Source organism: Luteibacter jiangsuensis, assembly GCF_030812295.1.
In the GTDB taxonomy this organism is placed as follows: domain Bacteria; phylum Pseudomonadota; class Gammaproteobacteria; order Xanthomonadales; family Rhodanobacteraceae; genus Luteibacter; species Luteibacter jiangsuensis_A.
On sequence record NZ_JAUSSK010000005.1, the window covers coordinates 54,583 to 69,774 of the forward strand.

At 67.1% G+C, this 15,192-nt stretch carries 16 protein-coding genes; 9 read left to right on the forward strand and 7 right to left on the reverse strand.

The window, feature by feature from the left end:
- Positions 1 to 24: 24 nt before the first annotated feature.
- Positions 25 to 1,260: an MFS transporter gene (locus J2T07_RS16490; protein WP_306851367.1), complete on the reverse strand. Its 1,236-nt coding sequence runs from the start codon at positions 1,258 to 1,260 to the stop codon at positions 25 to 27.
- Positions 1,261 to 1,382: 122 nt separating this feature from the next.
- On the opposite strand from J2T07_RS16490, the gene J2T07_RS16495 reads away from it, so the two are divergent.
- From J2T07_RS16495 to J2T07_RS16510, 4 genes are all read left to right on the forward strand, one after another.
- Positions 1,383 to 1,673 carry a hypothetical protein gene (locus J2T07_RS16495; protein ID WP_306851368.1) on the forward strand — a complete coding sequence of 97 codons (291 nt, stop codon included), beginning with the start codon at positions 1,383 to 1,385 and terminating at the stop codon, positions 1,671 to 1,673.
- A gap of 58 nt (positions 1,674 to 1,731) precedes the next feature.
- Positions 1,732 to 2,394, forward strand: coding sequence for a class I SAM-dependent methyltransferase (locus J2T07_RS16500; RefSeq protein WP_306851369.1), 663 nt, complete (start codon positions 1,732 to 1,734; stop codon positions 2,392 to 2,394).
- A 228-nt stretch (positions 2,395 to 2,622) separates the two neighbouring features.
- On the forward strand, positions 2,623 to 4,005 hold the full coding sequence (locus J2T07_RS16505) for a DEAD/DEAH box helicase (RefSeq protein WP_306851370.1): 1,383 nt from the start codon (positions 2,623 to 2,625) through the stop codon (positions 4,003 to 4,005).
- An 85-nt stretch (positions 4,006 to 4,090) separates the two neighbouring features.
- Complete coding sequence (locus tag J2T07_RS16510) at positions 4,091 to 4,531, forward strand: hypothetical protein (protein WP_306851371.1); 441 nt, start codon at positions 4,091 to 4,093, stop codon at positions 4,529 to 4,531.
- On the opposite strand, the gene rimJ is transcribed toward J2T07_RS16510, so the two are convergent.
- Positions 4,515 to 5,069 carry a ribosomal protein S5-alanine N-acetyltransferase gene (rimJ, locus tag J2T07_RS16515; protein ID WP_306851372.1) on the reverse strand — a complete coding sequence of 185 codons (555 nt, stop codon included), beginning with the start codon at positions 5,067 to 5,069 and terminating at the stop codon, positions 4,515 to 4,517. The two genes, J2T07_RS16510 and rimJ, sit on opposite strands and share 17 nt — an antisense overlap.
- Positions 5,066 to 5,914, reverse strand: coding sequence for an S-formylglutathione hydrolase (fghA, locus tag J2T07_RS16520; RefSeq protein WP_306851374.1), 849 nt, complete (start codon positions 5,912 to 5,914; stop codon positions 5,066 to 5,068). The genes rimJ and fghA overlap by 4 nt, the downstream gene beginning before the upstream one ends.
- 146 nt (positions 5,915 to 6,060) lie before the next feature.
- Between fghA and J2T07_RS16525 the strand changes: the two genes are divergently transcribed.
- On the forward strand, positions 6,061 to 7,905 hold the full coding sequence (locus tag J2T07_RS16525; protein WP_306851376.1) for a DEAD/DEAH box helicase: 1,845 nt from the start codon (positions 6,061 to 6,063) through the stop codon (positions 7,903 to 7,905).
- 446 nt (positions 7,906 to 8,351) lie between these two features.
- Here the strand turns inward: J2T07_RS16525 and J2T07_RS16530 are convergent, their stop codons facing one another.
- Positions 8,352 to 8,696, reverse strand: coding sequence for a YkgJ family cysteine cluster protein (locus tag J2T07_RS16530; protein WP_306851377.1), 345 nt, complete (start codon positions 8,694 to 8,696; stop codon positions 8,352 to 8,354).
- Between the two features lie 3 nt (positions 8,697 to 8,699).
- A complete protein-coding gene (ypfJ, locus tag J2T07_RS16535; RefSeq protein WP_306851379.1) occupies positions 8,700 to 9,569 on the reverse strand; it encodes a KPN_02809 family neutral zinc metallopeptidase in 870 nt (289 codons plus the stop codon).
- 105 nt (positions 9,570 to 9,674) lie between these two features.
- Here ypfJ and J2T07_RS16540 point away from each other — a divergent pair, with 105 nt between their 5' ends.
- Positions 9,675 to 10,103 carry an MAPEG family protein gene (locus J2T07_RS16540; RefSeq protein WP_306851381.1) on the forward strand — a complete coding sequence of 143 codons (429 nt, stop codon included), beginning with the start codon at positions 9,675 to 9,677 and terminating at the stop codon, positions 10,101 to 10,103.
- 15 nt (positions 10,104 to 10,118) lie between these two features.
- On the opposite strand, the gene J2T07_RS16545 is transcribed toward J2T07_RS16540, so the two are convergent.
- On the reverse strand, positions 10,119 to 11,705 hold the full coding sequence (locus J2T07_RS16545; protein WP_306851383.1) for a TerC family protein: 1,587 nt from the start codon (positions 11,703 to 11,705) through the stop codon (positions 10,119 to 10,121).
- Between the two features lie 121 nt (positions 11,706 to 11,826).
- Between J2T07_RS16545 and J2T07_RS16550 the strand changes: the two genes are divergently transcribed.
- Positions 11,827 to 12,597, forward strand: a complete 771-nt coding sequence (locus tag J2T07_RS16550) for a CPBP family intramembrane glutamic endopeptidase (RefSeq protein ID WP_306851384.1) — start codon at positions 11,827 to 11,829, stop codon at positions 12,595 to 12,597.
- Here J2T07_RS16550 and J2T07_RS16555 read toward each other — a convergent pair.
- Positions 12,594 to 13,190, reverse strand: coding sequence for a class I SAM-dependent DNA methyltransferase (locus J2T07_RS16555; RefSeq protein ID WP_306851385.1), 597 nt, complete (start codon positions 13,188 to 13,190; stop codon positions 12,594 to 12,596). The two genes, J2T07_RS16550 and J2T07_RS16555, sit on opposite strands and share 4 nt — an antisense overlap.
- Positions 13,191 to 13,286: 96 nt before the next feature.
- On the opposite strand from J2T07_RS16555, the gene J2T07_RS16560 reads away from it, so the two are divergent.
- On the forward strand, positions 13,287 to 13,586 hold the full coding sequence (locus J2T07_RS16560) for a hypothetical protein (protein WP_306851386.1): 300 nt from the start codon (positions 13,287 to 13,289) through the stop codon (positions 13,584 to 13,586).
- Between the two features lie 89 nt (positions 13,587 to 13,675).
- The gene (locus J2T07_RS16565) at positions 13,676 to 15,184 is read left to right on the forward strand and encodes a DUF1800 domain-containing protein (protein ID WP_306851387.1); all 1,509 of its coding nucleotides are present in this window, start codon (positions 13,676 to 13,678) and stop codon (positions 15,182 to 15,184) included.
- The last annotated feature ends 8 nt before the right edge of the window (positions 15,185 to 15,192 follow it).

Sequence of the window (15,192 nt, forward strand, 5' to 3'; positions counted from 1 at the left end):
TTTTAGCCGTGCCCGGTCGCGGCGTCACGTCGGCTCCCCGCGCCGCCCGAATCCCACGCCGCGTGCCTCCGGCCCCAACCAGGTCAGCAGCGCCAGGAGCAAGGCCACGACGGCGATCCAGGTCGACATCGCGAAGGCGAAATCGCCGCCGCGCTGGCCGGCCAGCCAGGTCTGCGCGGTGGCGGTGATCGCCGCGAGCAGGTTGCCCATCTGGTAGGCGAAGCCCGGCAGGGTGCCACGCACGGCATCCGGCGCCAGTTCATTGAGGTGGGTGGGCACCACGCCCCACGCGCCCTGCACCATCACCTGGATGAGGAAGGCACCCAGGCCGAGCAGGAGCAACGAACCGCCGTACATCCACAGCGGAACCACCGGGATCGCCAGCAGCGCCGCGATGATGATGGCCTTGCGCCGGCCGATCCGCTCGGAGAGCGAGCCGAAGGTCAGGCCACCGGCCAGCGCGCCGAGGTTGAGCAGCGCCGTGAGCAGGAACGCGGTGCCCGACCCGGCGGGGATCCTCAGGGTCTCCTGCACGAAGGTCGGGTACATGTCCTGCGATCCGTGGCTGAACATGTTGAACGCCGCCATCAGGAGCATGAGGTAGACGAACAGTTTCCAGTGCCCGCGCATGGAGACGAAGACGCTCTCGCGCGCATGCGAGCGGCGGCTCTCCCATACCGGCGACTCGGGCACCTTGCGCCGGATGTACAAAACCAGCAGTGCCGGCAGCGCGCCGACCACGAAGAGGCCACGCCAGCCGATGTGATCCACCAGCAACCAGTTGGCGAGCGCCGCGAGGAAGAAGCCACATGGATATCCGCTTTGCAGCAGGCCGGAAACGAAGCCGCGCGATTTGGCCGGGATCGACTCCATCGCCAGCGACGCCCCGATACCCCACTCGCCTCCCATCGCGATGCCGAAGAGGAAGCGCAGGCCGAGCAGCACGCCCAGCGATGGCGAGAACGCGCAGGCCACCTCCAACAGCGAAAACAGCACGATGTCGAACATGAGCACCGGCCGTCGCCCGTAGCGGTCGGCCAGGCGGCCGAAGACCAGCGCGCCGATCGGTCGTGCGGCGAGGGTGAGGAACAAGCCGTAGGTCACGTCCTGCTTGGGCACGTGGAACTCGTTGGCCACGGCGAGGATGACGAAGGTCAGCAAGAAATAGTCGAAGGCGTCGAGGGTCCAGCCCAGGAAGCTGGCGATCACGGTATGCCGCTGCGTGTGGTCGAGTTCGCGCAGCGCGGCGGGAAGCGGCATGAGAATTTCCTCAGCGATCGGGCGGCGCCGAGGCTAGCACAGCGCTAAGATCGGACGTGCGCCTCACGGTGCAATGACGGCATGCCACTACACTGGTGGCCACCACGACAGACGGAGGACTCATGAAGTACTCGCGATCGATCGTTTCACTCGCACTCCTCGCCGGCCTGGGCATCGGCATGGCTCACGCCCAGTCGGAAGGCGGCTCCGACAGCGGCGGCGCTCCCGCGTTCTCCGAGATCAGCAAGGACGGCAAGAGCATCAAGCGCAGCGACGTACCCAAGGACAACGAAGCGCTCAAGCAACTTCGTGCGCATTTTCCCGAAGCGGATGCGAACCACGACGGCAAGGTCGACAAGGGCGAATACGACGCCTACGTCAACAAGAATAGCCAGCCGCAGCAACAGCGCTAGTATCCAAGGCCGCGTGCGGTCCTCGTACGCGGCCATCTCTAAGGACGGACCACCACGCATGATCCCCGACAGCCGGACGAGGCATCGCATCGCCTCCCGATTCAGTCGCCGCGGCGACCGGATATACATCCACGGCAAGCTTGCCACCGATCCCGTGTACGCCGCCGCCGCACGGGCCATCGCCGGGAAGCGCCTGCCCCTGCTCGACATCGGCTGCGGCTTGGGCCTGCTCGGCCATTACCTGCACGCGTGCGATGCGCTCGACGGCTACGTCGGCCTCGATCACGACGCCCGCAAGATCGCCATGGGCCGCGTCGCCGCGGAACGCGCCGGGCTGGGCGGCGAGATCGCCCTGTGCGAGGGTGATGCGGCCACGCCGCAAGCCTTGCGCGGCCACGTCGCCATGCTCGATGTCCTGCATTACCTGCCGCGGGAGCGCCAGAGCGAACTGCTGGCTTTCGCCGTCGACCACCTGGCGGACGACGGCGTGCTGATCCTGCGCAATGTCATCCGCGACGGCTCCTGGCGCTACCGGGCCACGGTATGGGAAGAGAAGTTCATCAAGGCGGTCGGCTGGATCCCCGGCGGCGCGCAGTACTTTCCGACCGAGGACGACATCCGCGATGTGCTCGAGCCACGCGGCATACGCGTCGACTTCCGGCCGCTGTTCGGGCGGACGCCGTACAACAGCTATCTGATGACGGCCTCCCGGCACGACTGAACCGGCAACCACCCATTGTGCGCCGCAATAAGGTATACTCGTCGGGTCGTGCTTGCGCTCCGACTCCCTTGCGGACCCCCGGCGTGGAGATTTTCCCGCCCGTTCCCCCACCTCCGGAAGCGCGCACGACACCGGCCAGCCTGCTGTCTTCGTCATGGTTCGCGGCCGCCAAATCCATAACTCGCAGCGCGGTTCCAGGGAACGCTCGGGTCACGCAGGAGTTTCTCCATGTCTTTCGATTCGCTGGGCCTAGCGCCCGCGTTGCTGCGCGCGTTGTCCGAGGCAGGCTATGAAAAGCCGACGCCCATCCAGGCGGCCGCCATCCCCGAAGTCCTCGCCGGCCACGACCTCATGGCCGCCGCGCAGACCGGCACCGGCAAGACCGCCGCGTTCGCATTGCCCGTGCTGCATCGCCTCGCGCGCGAGGAACGCAACGAAGGCCGCCGTCCGATCCGCGCGCTCATCCTCACGCCCACCCGCGAACTCGCCGCCCAGGTGCAGGAAAACCTGCGCGACTACGGCAAGTACGTGCGCCTCTCCAGCACCGTGATCTTCGGCGGTGTCGGCATGGGCAACCAGTTGCAGGCCCTGCGCCGCGGCGTCGACATCGTCGTCGCCACGCCTGGCCGCCTGCTCGACCACATGCAGCAGCGCTCGGTCGACCTGTCGAAGGTCGACGTGCTCGTCCTCGACGAGGCCGACCGCATGCTCGACATGGGTTTCCTGCCGGCGCTCAAGCGCATCCTCGCCGCCGTACCGCGCCAGCGCCAGACCCTGCTGTTCTCGGCCACGTTCGCGCCCGAGATCAAGGCCCTCGCCCAGCAGTTCATGCGCGAGCCGCGCGAGATCTCGACCACGCCGGCGAACACCGTCGCCAATACCGTGACGCACGTGGTGCATCCGGTGGATGCGGCCGCCAAGCGCGACCTGCTGCTGCACATCCTTTCGCAGGACAGCCGTCGCCAGACGCTGGTCTTCGGCCGCACCAAGCACGGGGCGGACAAGCTCGTCCGTCACCTCGAACAGTCAGGCGTCAAGGCCGCGGCGATCCACGGCAACAAGAGCCAGAACGCGCGTACGCGTGCGCTGTCCGACTTCAAGTCGGGCCGCGTCACCGTCCTGGTCGCGACCGACATCGCCGCCCGCGGCATCGACATCGACCAACTGCCGGTCGTGATCAACTTCGACCTGCCGATGGTCGCCGAGGATTACGTGCACCGTATCGGCCGTACCGGCCGCGCCGGTGCCGAAGGCCAGGCCATCTCGCTGGTCAGCCACGATGAATCGGGCCTGCTGCGCGATATCGGCCGCCTGCTGAAGACCGACCTTTCGATCAGCAACGTGGCCGGCTACGAGCCGAGCACGCCCCTGCGCCTCGATGCAGGCGCACCGCGCCCGAAGCAGCAGCAGCGCCAGCCGCGTTCGCAGAGCGGCGGTGGCCAGGGCCGTCCCGGCGGCAGCGGTGGCCAGGCACGACAGGGTGGGGGCAACGGCGGCGGACGTCCGCCGGCACACCGTCCGCACGGCCACTCGGCCGCGGGCACGGGCGAGAACACCGGCAGCCACAAGCGCCGTCGCCAACGTCGTGGCCCTGCCACGAACAAGGCCTGATGGCCTAGCCGCATGGGCGATGGTTCGCCCGTGCGGCAACCCGGATCATGGGTGCCGGCAGGTTATCCCACCCAGGTAGTTCCGCATGACCCGAGTCCATCGTTACAGCGTCGCCGTGCTGCGCACGGCGTTCGGCGCCCTTTTCACCTTTTCCGGCCTCAACCACATCTTCGCCTTCTGGCAACCTCCGGCACCGCACACCAGTGCCGGCCGCGCGTTCATGGCGGGATTGGAAGCCAGTGGCTTCGTGGTGCCGCTGCTCGGGGTGGTCTTCGTCTACGCCGGCGTAGCCCTGATGGTGGCGCGGCTGGTGCCACTCGCCCTGCTCCTGCTGGCCGCCCCGGTCGTCGCGATCTTCGGTTACCACTTCGTCACCGAAGGCCATACGCTGGGCCCGCACGTGCTCGTGTTGGCCGTCTACCTCCTGCTCGCCTGGCAGGAACGCGATGCATGGCGTGCCCTTTTCGCCGCCGAACGCAACAGACCCGCGTCCGGCGAATCCTCGCCGCTCAGCCCTGCGTTCTGATCCGCGCCGTGAGGACGTGGTCTTCCCATAGGCCGTCGATCTTCAGGTAGCGCTTCGCATAGCCCTCCTTCTCGAAGCCAAGGCGTTCGAGAAGGCGCCCACTGCGATCGTTGCGCGGCATGTAGTTCGCCATCACCCGATGGAAATCCAGCGGGCCGAACGCATACCGGATTCCGGCGTCGATAGCCTCGTACATCAGTCCCTTGCCCTCATGGCGCCGGGCGATGCCATAGCCGAGATGACAGGCCTGGAAGACGCCGCGCACGACGTTGGCGAAGGTGAAGCTGGCGATCATCTCGCCGCCGTCGGGCGTCAACACCGCAAAAGGGTAGCCACGGTCGGCACGCGCCGCCTCGAGGCCCGCCTCGATCGCCTGGCGGCATCCCTCCAGCGAATAATGCGATGTACTGCGCAAGGGTTCCCAGGGCGCGAGATGGTCGCGGTTCTCCGTGCGATAGCGCTGCAGGAGTTCCGATTCCTCCACGTCGAGCAGCCGGATCACCGTGCGCGAGGTGCGCATCCTTATCGGTTCGCTCATGGGATCAGCGCTTTCGCGTGGTGACGCAGGTGATCCTCGATGAAGGTCTGGATGAAGTAGTAGCCGTGGTCGTAGCCCGGGTGCATGCGCAGGTCGAGCGCCTGTCCGGCCTCTTCACAGGCGGCCTCGAAACGCTGTGGCTGCAACTGGTCCAGCAGGAATCCATCGGCCTCGCCCTGGTCCACCAGGATCGTGCCATCGAAGCGGGCACCTTCCTCCACCAGACAGGTGGCGTCGTACCTCGCCCAGGTGGAGCGGTCCGCACCGAGGTAGCGGGGAAAGGCTTTCTGGCCCCACGGAACACTGGCGGGAGCAACGATCGGTGCAAAAGCGGACAAAGAGCGGTAGCGGCCGGGATTGCGCAGGGCAACCACCAGTGCGCCATGGCCACCCATGGAATGGCCGAAGATGCCCTGCCGCCCCATATCCAGCGGGAAACGTCCGGATACGAGGCGCGGCAGCTCGTCCACCACGTAGCTGTACATACGGAAGCGCTCGTTCCACGGCGCCTCGGTGGCGTCGAGATAGAACCCGGCGCCCTCGCCGAACTCCCAATCGCCCGTGGCACCGGCCAGCCCGGTATCGCGAGGACTTGTGTCGGGCATCACCAGGGCCAACCCCTGTTCCGCCGCCACCCGCTGCGCACCGGCCTTGATGGTGAAGGTCTCGGCGGTGCAGGTGAGGCCGGCGAGGAACCAGAGCACCGGGACGGGACCCTTTTCCGCGGCCGGCGGCAGGTAGACGGCGAAACGCATGGTTCCCCCGCAAGCGTCCGAAACATGCGAATAAAAGCCTTGAACGCCGCCGAAGCAACGGTGTTCCGACACGGTCTCGATCGCCGTCATGTGCCCGTCCCTTATCGAAGCTGACCGAAGAGTGTAACGCCGTCACGCCTGGCAGCCACGACTCACGGCGAACTGCGCATATCGCTGCTACAATACGTTTACTGCCCGGCGCCGAATGTCGCCGCCGCGCCCCTTTCGAGGTCGCCATGTCATCCCCCGATACAAATAACGCTCCGGCCCTGCCCGGTTTCAGCGCGCTCGCGCTCGACGCAAACGTCGTGCGTGCGCTGACCGAGGTCGGCTACGAGACCCCCTCTCCCATCCAGGCCGCCACCATCCCGGCCCTGCTCGAAGGCCGCGATGTCATCGGCCAGGCGCAGACCGGTACCGGCAAGACGGCGGCCTTCGCGCTGCCCGTGCTGTCACGCATCGACCTGAAGGCCGGCAACAAGCCGCAGGCGCTGGTGCTCGCGCCCACGCGCGAACTGGCCATCCAGGTCGCCGAGGCGTTCCAGAAGTACGCCACCTACCTGCCCGGCTTCCAGGTGCTGCCGATCTACGGCGGCCAGAGCTACGGCCCGCAGTTGCAGGGCCTGAAGCGTGGCGCCCAGGTCATCGTCGGCACGCCCGGCCGTGTCATCGACCATCTGGACAAGGGCACTCTGGATCTCTCGGGCCTGCGCTTCATGGTGCTCGACGAGGCCGACGAGATGCTCCGCATGGGCTTCATCGACGACGTCGAGAAGCTGCTCCAGGCCACGCCCGCCAGCCGCCAGGTGGCGCTGTTCTCCGCGACCATGCCGGCGCCGATCCGCCGCATCGCGCAGACCTACCTGAAGGAGCCGGTCGAGGTCACGATCAAGAACAAGACCACGACCGCGGCGAATATCCGCCAGCGTTACTGGTGGGTCAGCGGCGTGCACAAGCTCGACGCGCTCACGCGCATCCTCGAGGCCGAAAGCTTCGACGCGATGATCGTCTTCGCACGCACCAAGTCCGCCACCGAGGAACTCGCCAGCAAGTTGCAGGCGCGCGGTTTCGCCGCCGCGGCGATCAACGGCGACATCGCGCAGGCCCAACGCGAGCGCGTCATCGACCAGCTGAAGACGGGCAAGCTCGACATCCTGATCGCCACCGACGTCGCCGCGCGCGGCCTCGACGTGGAACGCATCAGCCACGTGCTGAACTACGATATCCCGCACGACACCGAGTCGTACGTGCACCGTATCGGCCGCACCGGCCGCGCGGGCCGCAGTGGCGAAGCGATCCTGTTCGTCACGCCGCGCGAGAAGAACCTGCTCCGCCAGATCGAGCGCGCCACCCGCCAGCCGATCGAGCAGATGCAGCTGCCCACGATCGAAGCGGTGAACGATACCCGCGTCAACAAGTTCAACCAGCGCATCACCGACACGCTGGCCACCGGCGATCTCGGCCTCTTCCAGCAGTTGGTGGAAAAGTACGAGCAGGAGCACGACGTGCCGGCGATCGAGATCGCCGCCGCGCTGGCGCGCATCGCCCAGGGCGACCAGCCCCTGCTGCTCGAACCGCCGGCCAAGCGTGAATACACCGAACGGCCGCCGCGCGAATACGAGCGTGAGCGTCCGCCGCGCGATGGCGGCGACTTCAACGACCGCCGTCCGGTGCGCGAAGGCATGCGCCAGCCCCGTCCGCACGTGACCGAGGCCGGCAAGCGCACCTATCGCATCGAGGTCGGCCACGAGCACGGCGTGAAACCGGGTAACATCGTCGGCGCGATCGCCAACGAAGGCGGTGTCGAAGCGAAGTTCATCGGCCGCGTCAGCATCCGCGACGACTACAGCCTGATCGACCTCCCCGACGGCATGCCGGCTGAGACCTTCAACCACCTGAAGAAGGTCTGGGTCGCCCAGCAGCAGCTGAAGATCGCCGAGTGGGACGGCAAGGAAGCGCCGCAGAGCGGCGGTGGCGGTGGCGCCTCGCGTCCGCCCCAGCGCAGCGGCTTCCGCCCCTCGGGCGCCCGCCCGGGCGCCAGCGGCGGCGGCAAGCCACCGCGCAAGAAGCGCGATTACTGATCGAAAAGGCCTCGGAAACGAGGCCTTTTTTCTTCTGGTGGGAGCCGACCCTGTCGGCGATCCCGTGGCAGCGGGCCGGGTTCATGCACGGCTCGGCTTCGCCCTCGCGTTCGTCGTGTGCGTGGCGGGGGAGCTGCCGGGCGCCACCCTTGGCGCGAGGTGTGGAACCGAGGAGCGCCGGGCGACAAGGCCCGTCAGGGGGCCGGCCTGGACGGCCGGCCGTTTCCGCTGAGCCAGGAGGGCGAATCGGAAACCCCGCCCGGCGCGACGGGCGCGACGGGCGCGACGGGGCGCAGCCATCGAACATGGCCGCGCAGCGGCTTCCCTTCCCGAGCGACGGTGTAACCGGAGCGACGAGGGTGGCGGCCGACGGCTCCGCCCTCACCCCGCCCGCCGCCGCGGGATCGCCGACACGGTCGGCTCTCCCACCCCGGACTGGGCGGGCTTCAGCTCGCGAAATCGGCGGGAGTCAGGGGCGGCATGCCGTGGCGGATACGTGCCTTGTCGCATTGGGGACTAGGCTCGCCGTTTTCCCATGCCGGTTGCAGTTCATGGCATGGCGAGGGCCTTACGGCGTAGACACCGCAGTGCGCAGCGACCCCCACCTCACCCACGAGCGATTTGCAGCGCGGCTCGTAGGCGTTCGTGCCATGCATCGCCACGCGATGCGGGTCGAGATGCTCCGTCAGCGTGGCCGGCGTCACGCCGCCGGCCACGTCGGTTTCCAGCCAGTGGAAGGCGACACGGTACGTCGCGCAGCATGCGCCGCAGCGCAGGCAAGGATGAGTCATGGGTCAGATCGAACCGGAGAACGTGTTGCACTTGCCGATGTCGCCACTGTCCAGTCCCGTGCGAAACCAACGCACGCGCTGGGCGGACGTGCCGTGGGTGAACGAATCGGGGACCACCCTGCCCTGCGACTGTTCCTGCAGGGCATCGTCACCGATCGCCGTGGCCGCGTTGATCGCGGATTCGACGTCGCCGGGCTGAAGCCAGTGCTGGCGCTGCTGCGAATGGTTGGCCCATACGCCGGCGAAACAATCCGCCTGCAATTCCTGGCGCACGGACAAACCCGAGGCCCCCTCCAACCGGGCGCCACGACGGCGCGCATCGCCCACCTTGTCGAACACCCCGACCAGGTTCTGCACGTGGTGGCCGACCTCGTGCGCGATGACATAGGCACGAGCGAAATCCCCCGCCTCGTGGAAGCGTGTCTGCATGTCCTGGAAAAAGCCGAGGTCGAGATAGACGCGGTGGTCGCCCGGACAATAGAACGGGCCCACCGCGGAGGACGCCGAACCGCACGCGGTACGCACGCCATTGCGGAACAACACCAGCTTCGGCTGTTCGTACTGCTGGCCATTGGCGGCGAAGATCTCGCCCCAGGTGTCCTCGGTCTCGCCCAGGATGGCGCGCACGAAGTCCACCTGCGGATCGTCCGCTGCCGCCTGGTGCGGGGCCTGCTGGGCCTGCGGCGTGGGTGCCGCCCCCGGTTCGCCCTGGCCGAGCAGGGCCGTGGGGTCCTTGAAGAAGACCAGTCCCAGGATGGCGAGGATGATGATGCCGCCTATGCCCAGGCCCCTGCCGCCAAAGGACGGGCCACCACCTCCGCCTTTGCCAGCGTCTTCAACGTTGTCGCTTCTACGGCCTTTTTGCCAGAGCATGGCATCACCCTCCCGTGAATGCGTCGCAAGCGAGACGCGGTCGGCATGATCGCACGGACCGTTGCCGGTAAACTTCGCGGCTGATGTCGCCCCCCGGACCGTTTCATGACCAGTCAGCTCCCCGCCGTCGTCACCTTGCTCACCTTGCTCCTGATGTTCGCCACCGTGTGGATGGTAGGCCGCGCGCGTGAACGTTATGGCATCAAGGCTCCGTCGATCTCGGGCGATCCCGCGTTCGAGCGGGCCTGGCGCGTGCAGATGAATACGCTCGAGAACGCGGTGATGTTCATTCCGGCCCTGTGGCTGGCCGCCCAGTACGTGGACCCGCTCTGGGCCGGGATCGCCGGACTGGTCTGGTTGGCGGGTCGGGTGTGGTATGCCCTCGCCTACCTGCGCGATCCGTCGCGCCGCGGCCCCGGGTACATGGTCTCGATGATCGCCTGGGCCGTGCTCATGCTGATGGCCGCGAGCGGGATCGGCATGGCGATCATGGAAAACAACGCCGCGCCCGTGGAAGATGCGGCGGGGGCCTGAACCGCCGTAGGGGCGCTAGTCCTCGTCGTCCCTCGCCAGTGCCAGCACGCGCACTCGCTGGATGCGCGCGCCCTCCATCGCGGTGACCTCGAACTCTAGTCCGTCGGATTCGAAGCGGTCGCCCGCCGTCGGCAGGCGACCCAGCCGCTGGAGGACGAAGCCTGCCAGCGTGGAGAAATTGCCGTCACCCGCGCCTGGCAGGCGATGGCCCATCAGGTGTTCCACGCGACGCACGTCGAGGCTGGCGTCCAGCAGCCAGGCGCCGTCCGGCTCACTCACCGCCGAGGGATCGCCCTCTCGGTTCTCGTCCGGGAATTCGCCCGCGATCACCTCAAGCACATCGGCCGGCGTGACCAGGCCCAGGATGCTGCCGTACTCGTCCACCACGAGGGCCACTTGCAGATGGGCCCGGCGGAACTCGTCGATCAGGCGCAGCACGCTCAGTGATTCCAACACCGTGATCGGCTTGCGCACCACGGTCTCTGTATCGAGCCGGCCGTGGTCGGCAAGGCTCGCCAGGAGGTCGCGGGACGAGACCACGCCGACCAGTTCGTCGAGGTCGCCGTTGGCTACCAGCATCCAGTGATGTGGCGACTCGCGCGATTCGCGCAGCAGCGTCGGCAAGTCTTCGCCCGGATCGACCCAGACGATCTCCGTACGCGGCGTCATGATCGAGCGCACCGGCCGCTGGGAAAGGTCCAGCACGCCCTGCACCATCTCCAGTTCGTCCTTGCCGAAGACGGCGGTCTCGGCGATTTCCGTGGCACCGTCACCCTTGCCACCCTTGCTGGATTCGCCTTCCTCGTCGGGTGTGCCGCCCAGCAGGCGCAACACGGCCTTCGCCGTGCGGTCACGCATGATCCGGCCGCCGACCAACAGCGAGCGCCGGCGGTTACGCCGCATCGTCTGGTTGAACACCTCGATCATGATCGAGAAGCCGATCGCGGCGTACAGGTAGCCCTTGGGAATGTGGAAACCGAAGCCTTCCGCGATGAGGCTGAAACCGATCATCAGCAGGAACGACAGGCAAAGGATCACGACCGTCGGACGCGCGTTCACGAAGACCGTGAGCGGCTTGCTCGCGGTGATCATCAAGGCCATGGCGATCACCACGCCGATCATCATGATCGAGAGGTGATCGACCATGCCCACGGCGGTGATCACCGAATCGAGCGAGAACACGGCGTCGAGGACGACGATCTGCGCCACGACCAGCCAGAAACTGGCGCGGCGGCCATTGCGGCCCTCGTCGTGTTCCGAGGCCTCCAGGCGTTCGTGCAGTTCGAGCGTGGCCTTGAACAGCAGGAAGGCGCCGCCGACCAGCAGGATGAGGTCGCGCCACGAAAAGCCGAAGCCGCTCCACTGGAACAGGGGCCGGGTGAGCGTCACCAACCAGGACATGGCGGCGAGCAGGCACAGGCGCATCACCAGCGCCAGGCCCAGGCCGAGCAAGCGGGCGTGGTCACGTTGGCGGGCGTGGAGCTTGTCGGCGAGGATCGCGACAAACACCAGGTTGTCGATACCGAGCACGATCTCCAGCACGATCAACGTGAGGAGTCCCGCCCAGGCCGAAGGGTCGGCTAGCCAGTCGAATGCAAACATGGGTCGGCGCGTCGGGGCGCCCGTCTTCCTCCTTCAGGGACGGTCAACTATACAGGGGCAAGGTGACGGACTGTGCCGGAAGCGTCGTTGCGGGCCCGCGGGCCGTCGGCTAGGGTGCCTCATGGCTCACGATTACATACCACCCTTGTCCTCCGCCGCGTCCGTCGAGGCACCGCCACGCACACCCGGCGTCGTCGAGACGATCCTCTGCATCGCCGCCTACTTCGGATTGCAGATGGGCTTCGGCGGTCTGTTCGGCGGCATCTCCATGCAATTGGCCCGGTATTTCCCACAGTGGGTGCCCGAGGCGCCCGACCGCCTGATCGTCGTGGTGATCCTCACCCTGGTCTGCTCGGCCGGGCTGATCTCCTGGTTGCTGCTCCGCCGCTGGGGCGGGTATGCCACGGAGGCGGGCCCGGCAGGGCTCGGCTTCACGCCGCCCAGCGGTCGCTTCGTCGCCATCGGCACCGCCCTGGGTATCGCCGCGCCGATCCTCGGTGGCCTGCTGACCCAGTTCCTGGCCGGCGACCGCGAGGTGACCCAGGCGGTCAGCGACATCGCCGACAAGGCCCACGTCGGCATGCGTGTGGCCCTGCTCCCGGTGGCGGTGCTGGCGGGGCCGGCCGTGGAGGAACTGCTCTTCCGCGGCGCCCTGCTGTCGATCCTGCGTACCCGCCTGGGCGATGGCTGGGCGATCGTCCTTTCGGCCCTGGTGTTCGGCACGGTGCACCTCCCCGACCTCGACTGGCTCTGGTACGCGGTGCCCAACCTGGTCCTGGTCGGCATTTTCTGCGCCTGGCTCCGCGTGCGCAGCGGTTCGCTGTGGCCGGCGTTCATCGCGCACGCCGCAAACAACGCCCTGGCGACGATCGCCTGGTTCTCCGCGACCTAGAGCCGCTCCAACGATGCCACGTGGCGCTCCAGCCTCGGGCTGGCGTAGCACTGCGAGCCGACGGGAATCAGGCCCACCTCGCGGAAGGCCTCGCGGTACCAGCGCGCCGGCCGGCCGAAGAACCCTTCACGATCGCCACCGGGATCGTCCTCACGTGTGTAGACCTCGAGGAAGGCCAGCCCCTCCACCATCTCACCGATGCCGACAAGGCCCGCGCGGATTTCCACGGGCTTCAGGTAGTGCAGCACATCGGTGCAGACGACCAGGTCGAAGCGGGTGTCGAAGCGCAACTCGGCCAGTTGGCCGAAGCGCGCGTACCCGATCTGGCGCGAGCGTCCATAGCGGGCCACGGCGTACTCGCTGGCTTCGAGGCCGCGGTATTCGATGCCTGGCCGCAACCGGCGCAGCGCGGCGCGCCAGGGAGCCTCGCCGCAACCGATGTCGAGCACGTTGCGCACAGGGCGGCCCAGGTAGAACTCGGCCTGACCCAGCACCATCGCCACCTTGCGCCGGAGCTCGGCAGGTGAGCGCACGGCGTGGCCCGCGCTGCGATACCACTTGTCGTAATAGGCCTGGTCGTAGGTCTTGGGCATGGCACGGCCATCCAAAACAGCCATGTTAGCCGGGCGTACACTTCCGGCATACATGCCACCCCGCAGCATCGCCGGGTATCGATCCAGGAGGACCCCATGCCCCGCATCCTGCTCCGCATCACCGGCGACCGTGACATCTTCGACGACGTGGCCAATGCGATCCATGGTATCGACCGCGTGGAGCGCGTCGAGGAAATCGACGACTTCATGAGCGATTTCCGCGACGACTCCAGTTCGCAGAACCTTTCCGATGACATGAGCTCGCGCACGTACACCCTCGAGGTGGAGGTACCCAACGAGAAGGTGGGTGAACATGTGCGCCAGGTCGCCGAGGAAGCCGCCGGCTCGCGCGAGGCCGCGATCGAGTTCATCGGGCCGGATGAGAACGAGATCTAGCGGTTCGCAAGATTCCACGCTCAGGCGGGAGTAAACCTTCCGCCATCCACTCCGTTTAAGGTGAACCACCCGCCGGACACGGAGATGCCATGCGACTGCTTGCCGCCGCCATCCTGCTCGCCCTCGTCGCGCTGCCGGCAGCCGCACGTGACGACACCGTGTCGAACGAGGATGTCGCCTGGCTCGACAGGGTCACCTTCGGCGCGGATTCAGCCACGCTGGCACGCTTCCGCGAACTCGGCAAGCGGCGTTTCCTCGACGAACAGTTGCACCCGAAGCAGGAGGCACTGCCTGCCGACGTGCGCGCGCAGATCGACGGCTTCGATGCGATGAAGACGCCCTCCGCGACCTTGCTCGCCCAGGTGCGCGAGCAGTACCGCCAGGTCAACGACATGCCCGACGGCGATGCAAAGCAGGAGGCTCGCAAGGCTTTGCAGAAGCAAGGCAACGGCTACGCGCAGGAAGCGCAGGCCAGCGAGCTGCTGCATGCGATCTACGACGAGAACCAGTTGCGCGAGCAACTCGTATGGTTCTGGCTTAACCACTTCAGTGTCTTCCAGAACAAGGGGCGGGTGCGCTGGCTGGTGGCCGACTACGCACAGAACACGATCAGGCCCCATGCGCTGGGCAAGTTCCGCGATCTCGTCCTGGCGACGCTGAAGAGCCCGGCCATGCTGGAGTACCTCGACAATGCGCAGAACGCGCGCGACAAGATCAACGAGAACTATGCGCGCGAGCTGATGGAACTGCATACGCTCGGCGTCGACGGCGGCTACACACAGGCGGACGTGCAGAACCTCGCCCGCGTGCTCACCGGCGTGGGCGTCGACTTCGACGGACAACCGCGCAAGATCCGCCCCGCCCTGCAACCGTATTACCTGCATGAAGGCGCCTTCGAGTTCAACCCGAACCGCCATGACTTCGGTGACAAGCAACTGCTCGGGACGACCCTGCATGGTGGCGGCTTCGACGAGGTGGAAAAGGCCGTCGACCTCATCGTGAACCAGCCCGCCTGCGCCACCTTCGTCTCCACCAGGCTTGCGAAGTACTTCGTCGCCGACGATCCCCCGCCGGAACTGATAACGGCGATGGCCAGGACGTTCCGGCGGACGGACGGGGACATCGCCGCCGTCGTGAAGACGATGCTGGAATCGAAGGCCTTCACCGCATCGCTGGGCAAGCGATACAAGGACCCGACCCAGTTCCTCGTCTCGGCGATGCGGCTGGCCTACGACGGCAAGCCGGTGCCGAACCCTCGCCCACTGGTGAACTGGATCGGCCAACTCGGCCAGGCGCCGTTCGGCCGGATCACGCCGGATGGATGGCCCCTCGCGGATTCGGAATGGTCGAGTTCCGGGCAGGTGGCGAAGCGCTTCGAGATCGCGCGCGCCATCGGCAGTGGGGCGAACCATCTGTTCGACCTGGACGAGGAAGGCAAGCGTACGCGCGGCGGATTCCCGCAACTGACCACGCCGACATATTACGCGACGATCGAACCCACGCTCGGCCCGAAGACGCGCGATGCGCTGGCGCAAGCCACGTCGCAGCAGGAATGGAACACCTTCCTGCTCGCGTCCCCCGAATTCAACTACCGCTGAGGCCCGCC

Excerpts from the sequence above, each read along its gene's own strand:
- J2T07_RS16490 (WP_306851367.1), bottom strand. The coding sequence starts at position 1,260 with ATGCCGCTTCCCGCCGCGCTGCGCGAACTCGACCACACGCAGCGGCAT.
- J2T07_RS16495 (WP_306851368.1), top strand. The coding sequence starts at position 1,383 with ATGAAGTACTCGCGATCGATCGTTTCACTCGCACTCCTCGCCGGCCTG.
- J2T07_RS16500 (WP_306851369.1), top strand. The coding sequence starts at position 1,732 with ATGATCCCCGACAGCCGGACGAGGCATCGCATCGCCTCCCGATTCAGT.
- J2T07_RS16505 (WP_306851370.1), top strand. The coding sequence starts at position 2,623 with ATGTCTTTCGATTCGCTGGGCCTAGCGCCCGCGTTGCTGCGCGCGTTG.
- J2T07_RS16510 (WP_306851371.1), top strand. The coding sequence starts at position 4,091 with ATGACCCGAGTCCATCGTTACAGCGTCGCCGTGCTGCGCACGGCGTTC.
- rimJ (WP_306851372.1), bottom strand. The coding sequence starts at position 5,069 with ATGAGCGAACCGATAAGGATGCGCACCTCGCGCACGGTGATCCGGCTG.
- fghA (WP_306851374.1), bottom strand. The coding sequence starts at position 5,914 with ATGACGGCGATCGAGACCGTGTCGGAACACCGTTGCTTCGGCGGCGTT.
- J2T07_RS16525 (WP_306851376.1), top strand. The coding sequence starts at position 6,061 with ATGTCATCCCCCGATACAAATAACGCTCCGGCCCTGCCCGGTTTCAGC.
- J2T07_RS16530 (WP_306851377.1), bottom strand. The coding sequence starts at position 8,696 with ATGACTCATCCTTGCCTGCGCTGCGGCGCATGCTGCGCGACGTACCGT.
- ypfJ (WP_306851379.1), bottom strand. The coding sequence starts at position 9,569 with ATGCTCTGGCAAAAAGGCCGTAGAAGCGACAACGTTGAAGACGCTGGC.
- J2T07_RS16540 (WP_306851381.1), top strand. The coding sequence starts at position 9,675 with ATGACCAGTCAGCTCCCCGCCGTCGTCACCTTGCTCACCTTGCTCCTG.
- J2T07_RS16545 (WP_306851383.1), bottom strand. The coding sequence starts at position 11,705 with ATGTTTGCATTCGACTGGCTAGCCGACCCTTCGGCCTGGGCGGGACTC.
- J2T07_RS16550 (WP_306851384.1), top strand. The coding sequence starts at position 11,827 with ATGGCTCACGATTACATACCACCCTTGTCCTCCGCCGCGTCCGTCGAG.
- J2T07_RS16555 (WP_306851385.1), bottom strand. The coding sequence starts at position 13,190 with ATGCCCAAGACCTACGACCAGGCCTATTACGACAAGTGGTATCGCAGC.
- J2T07_RS16560 (WP_306851386.1), top strand. The coding sequence starts at position 13,287 with ATGCCCCGCATCCTGCTCCGCATCACCGGCGACCGTGACATCTTCGAC.
- J2T07_RS16565 (WP_306851387.1), top strand. The coding sequence starts at position 13,676 with ATGCGACTGCTTGCCGCCGCCATCCTGCTCGCCCTCGTCGCGCTGCCG.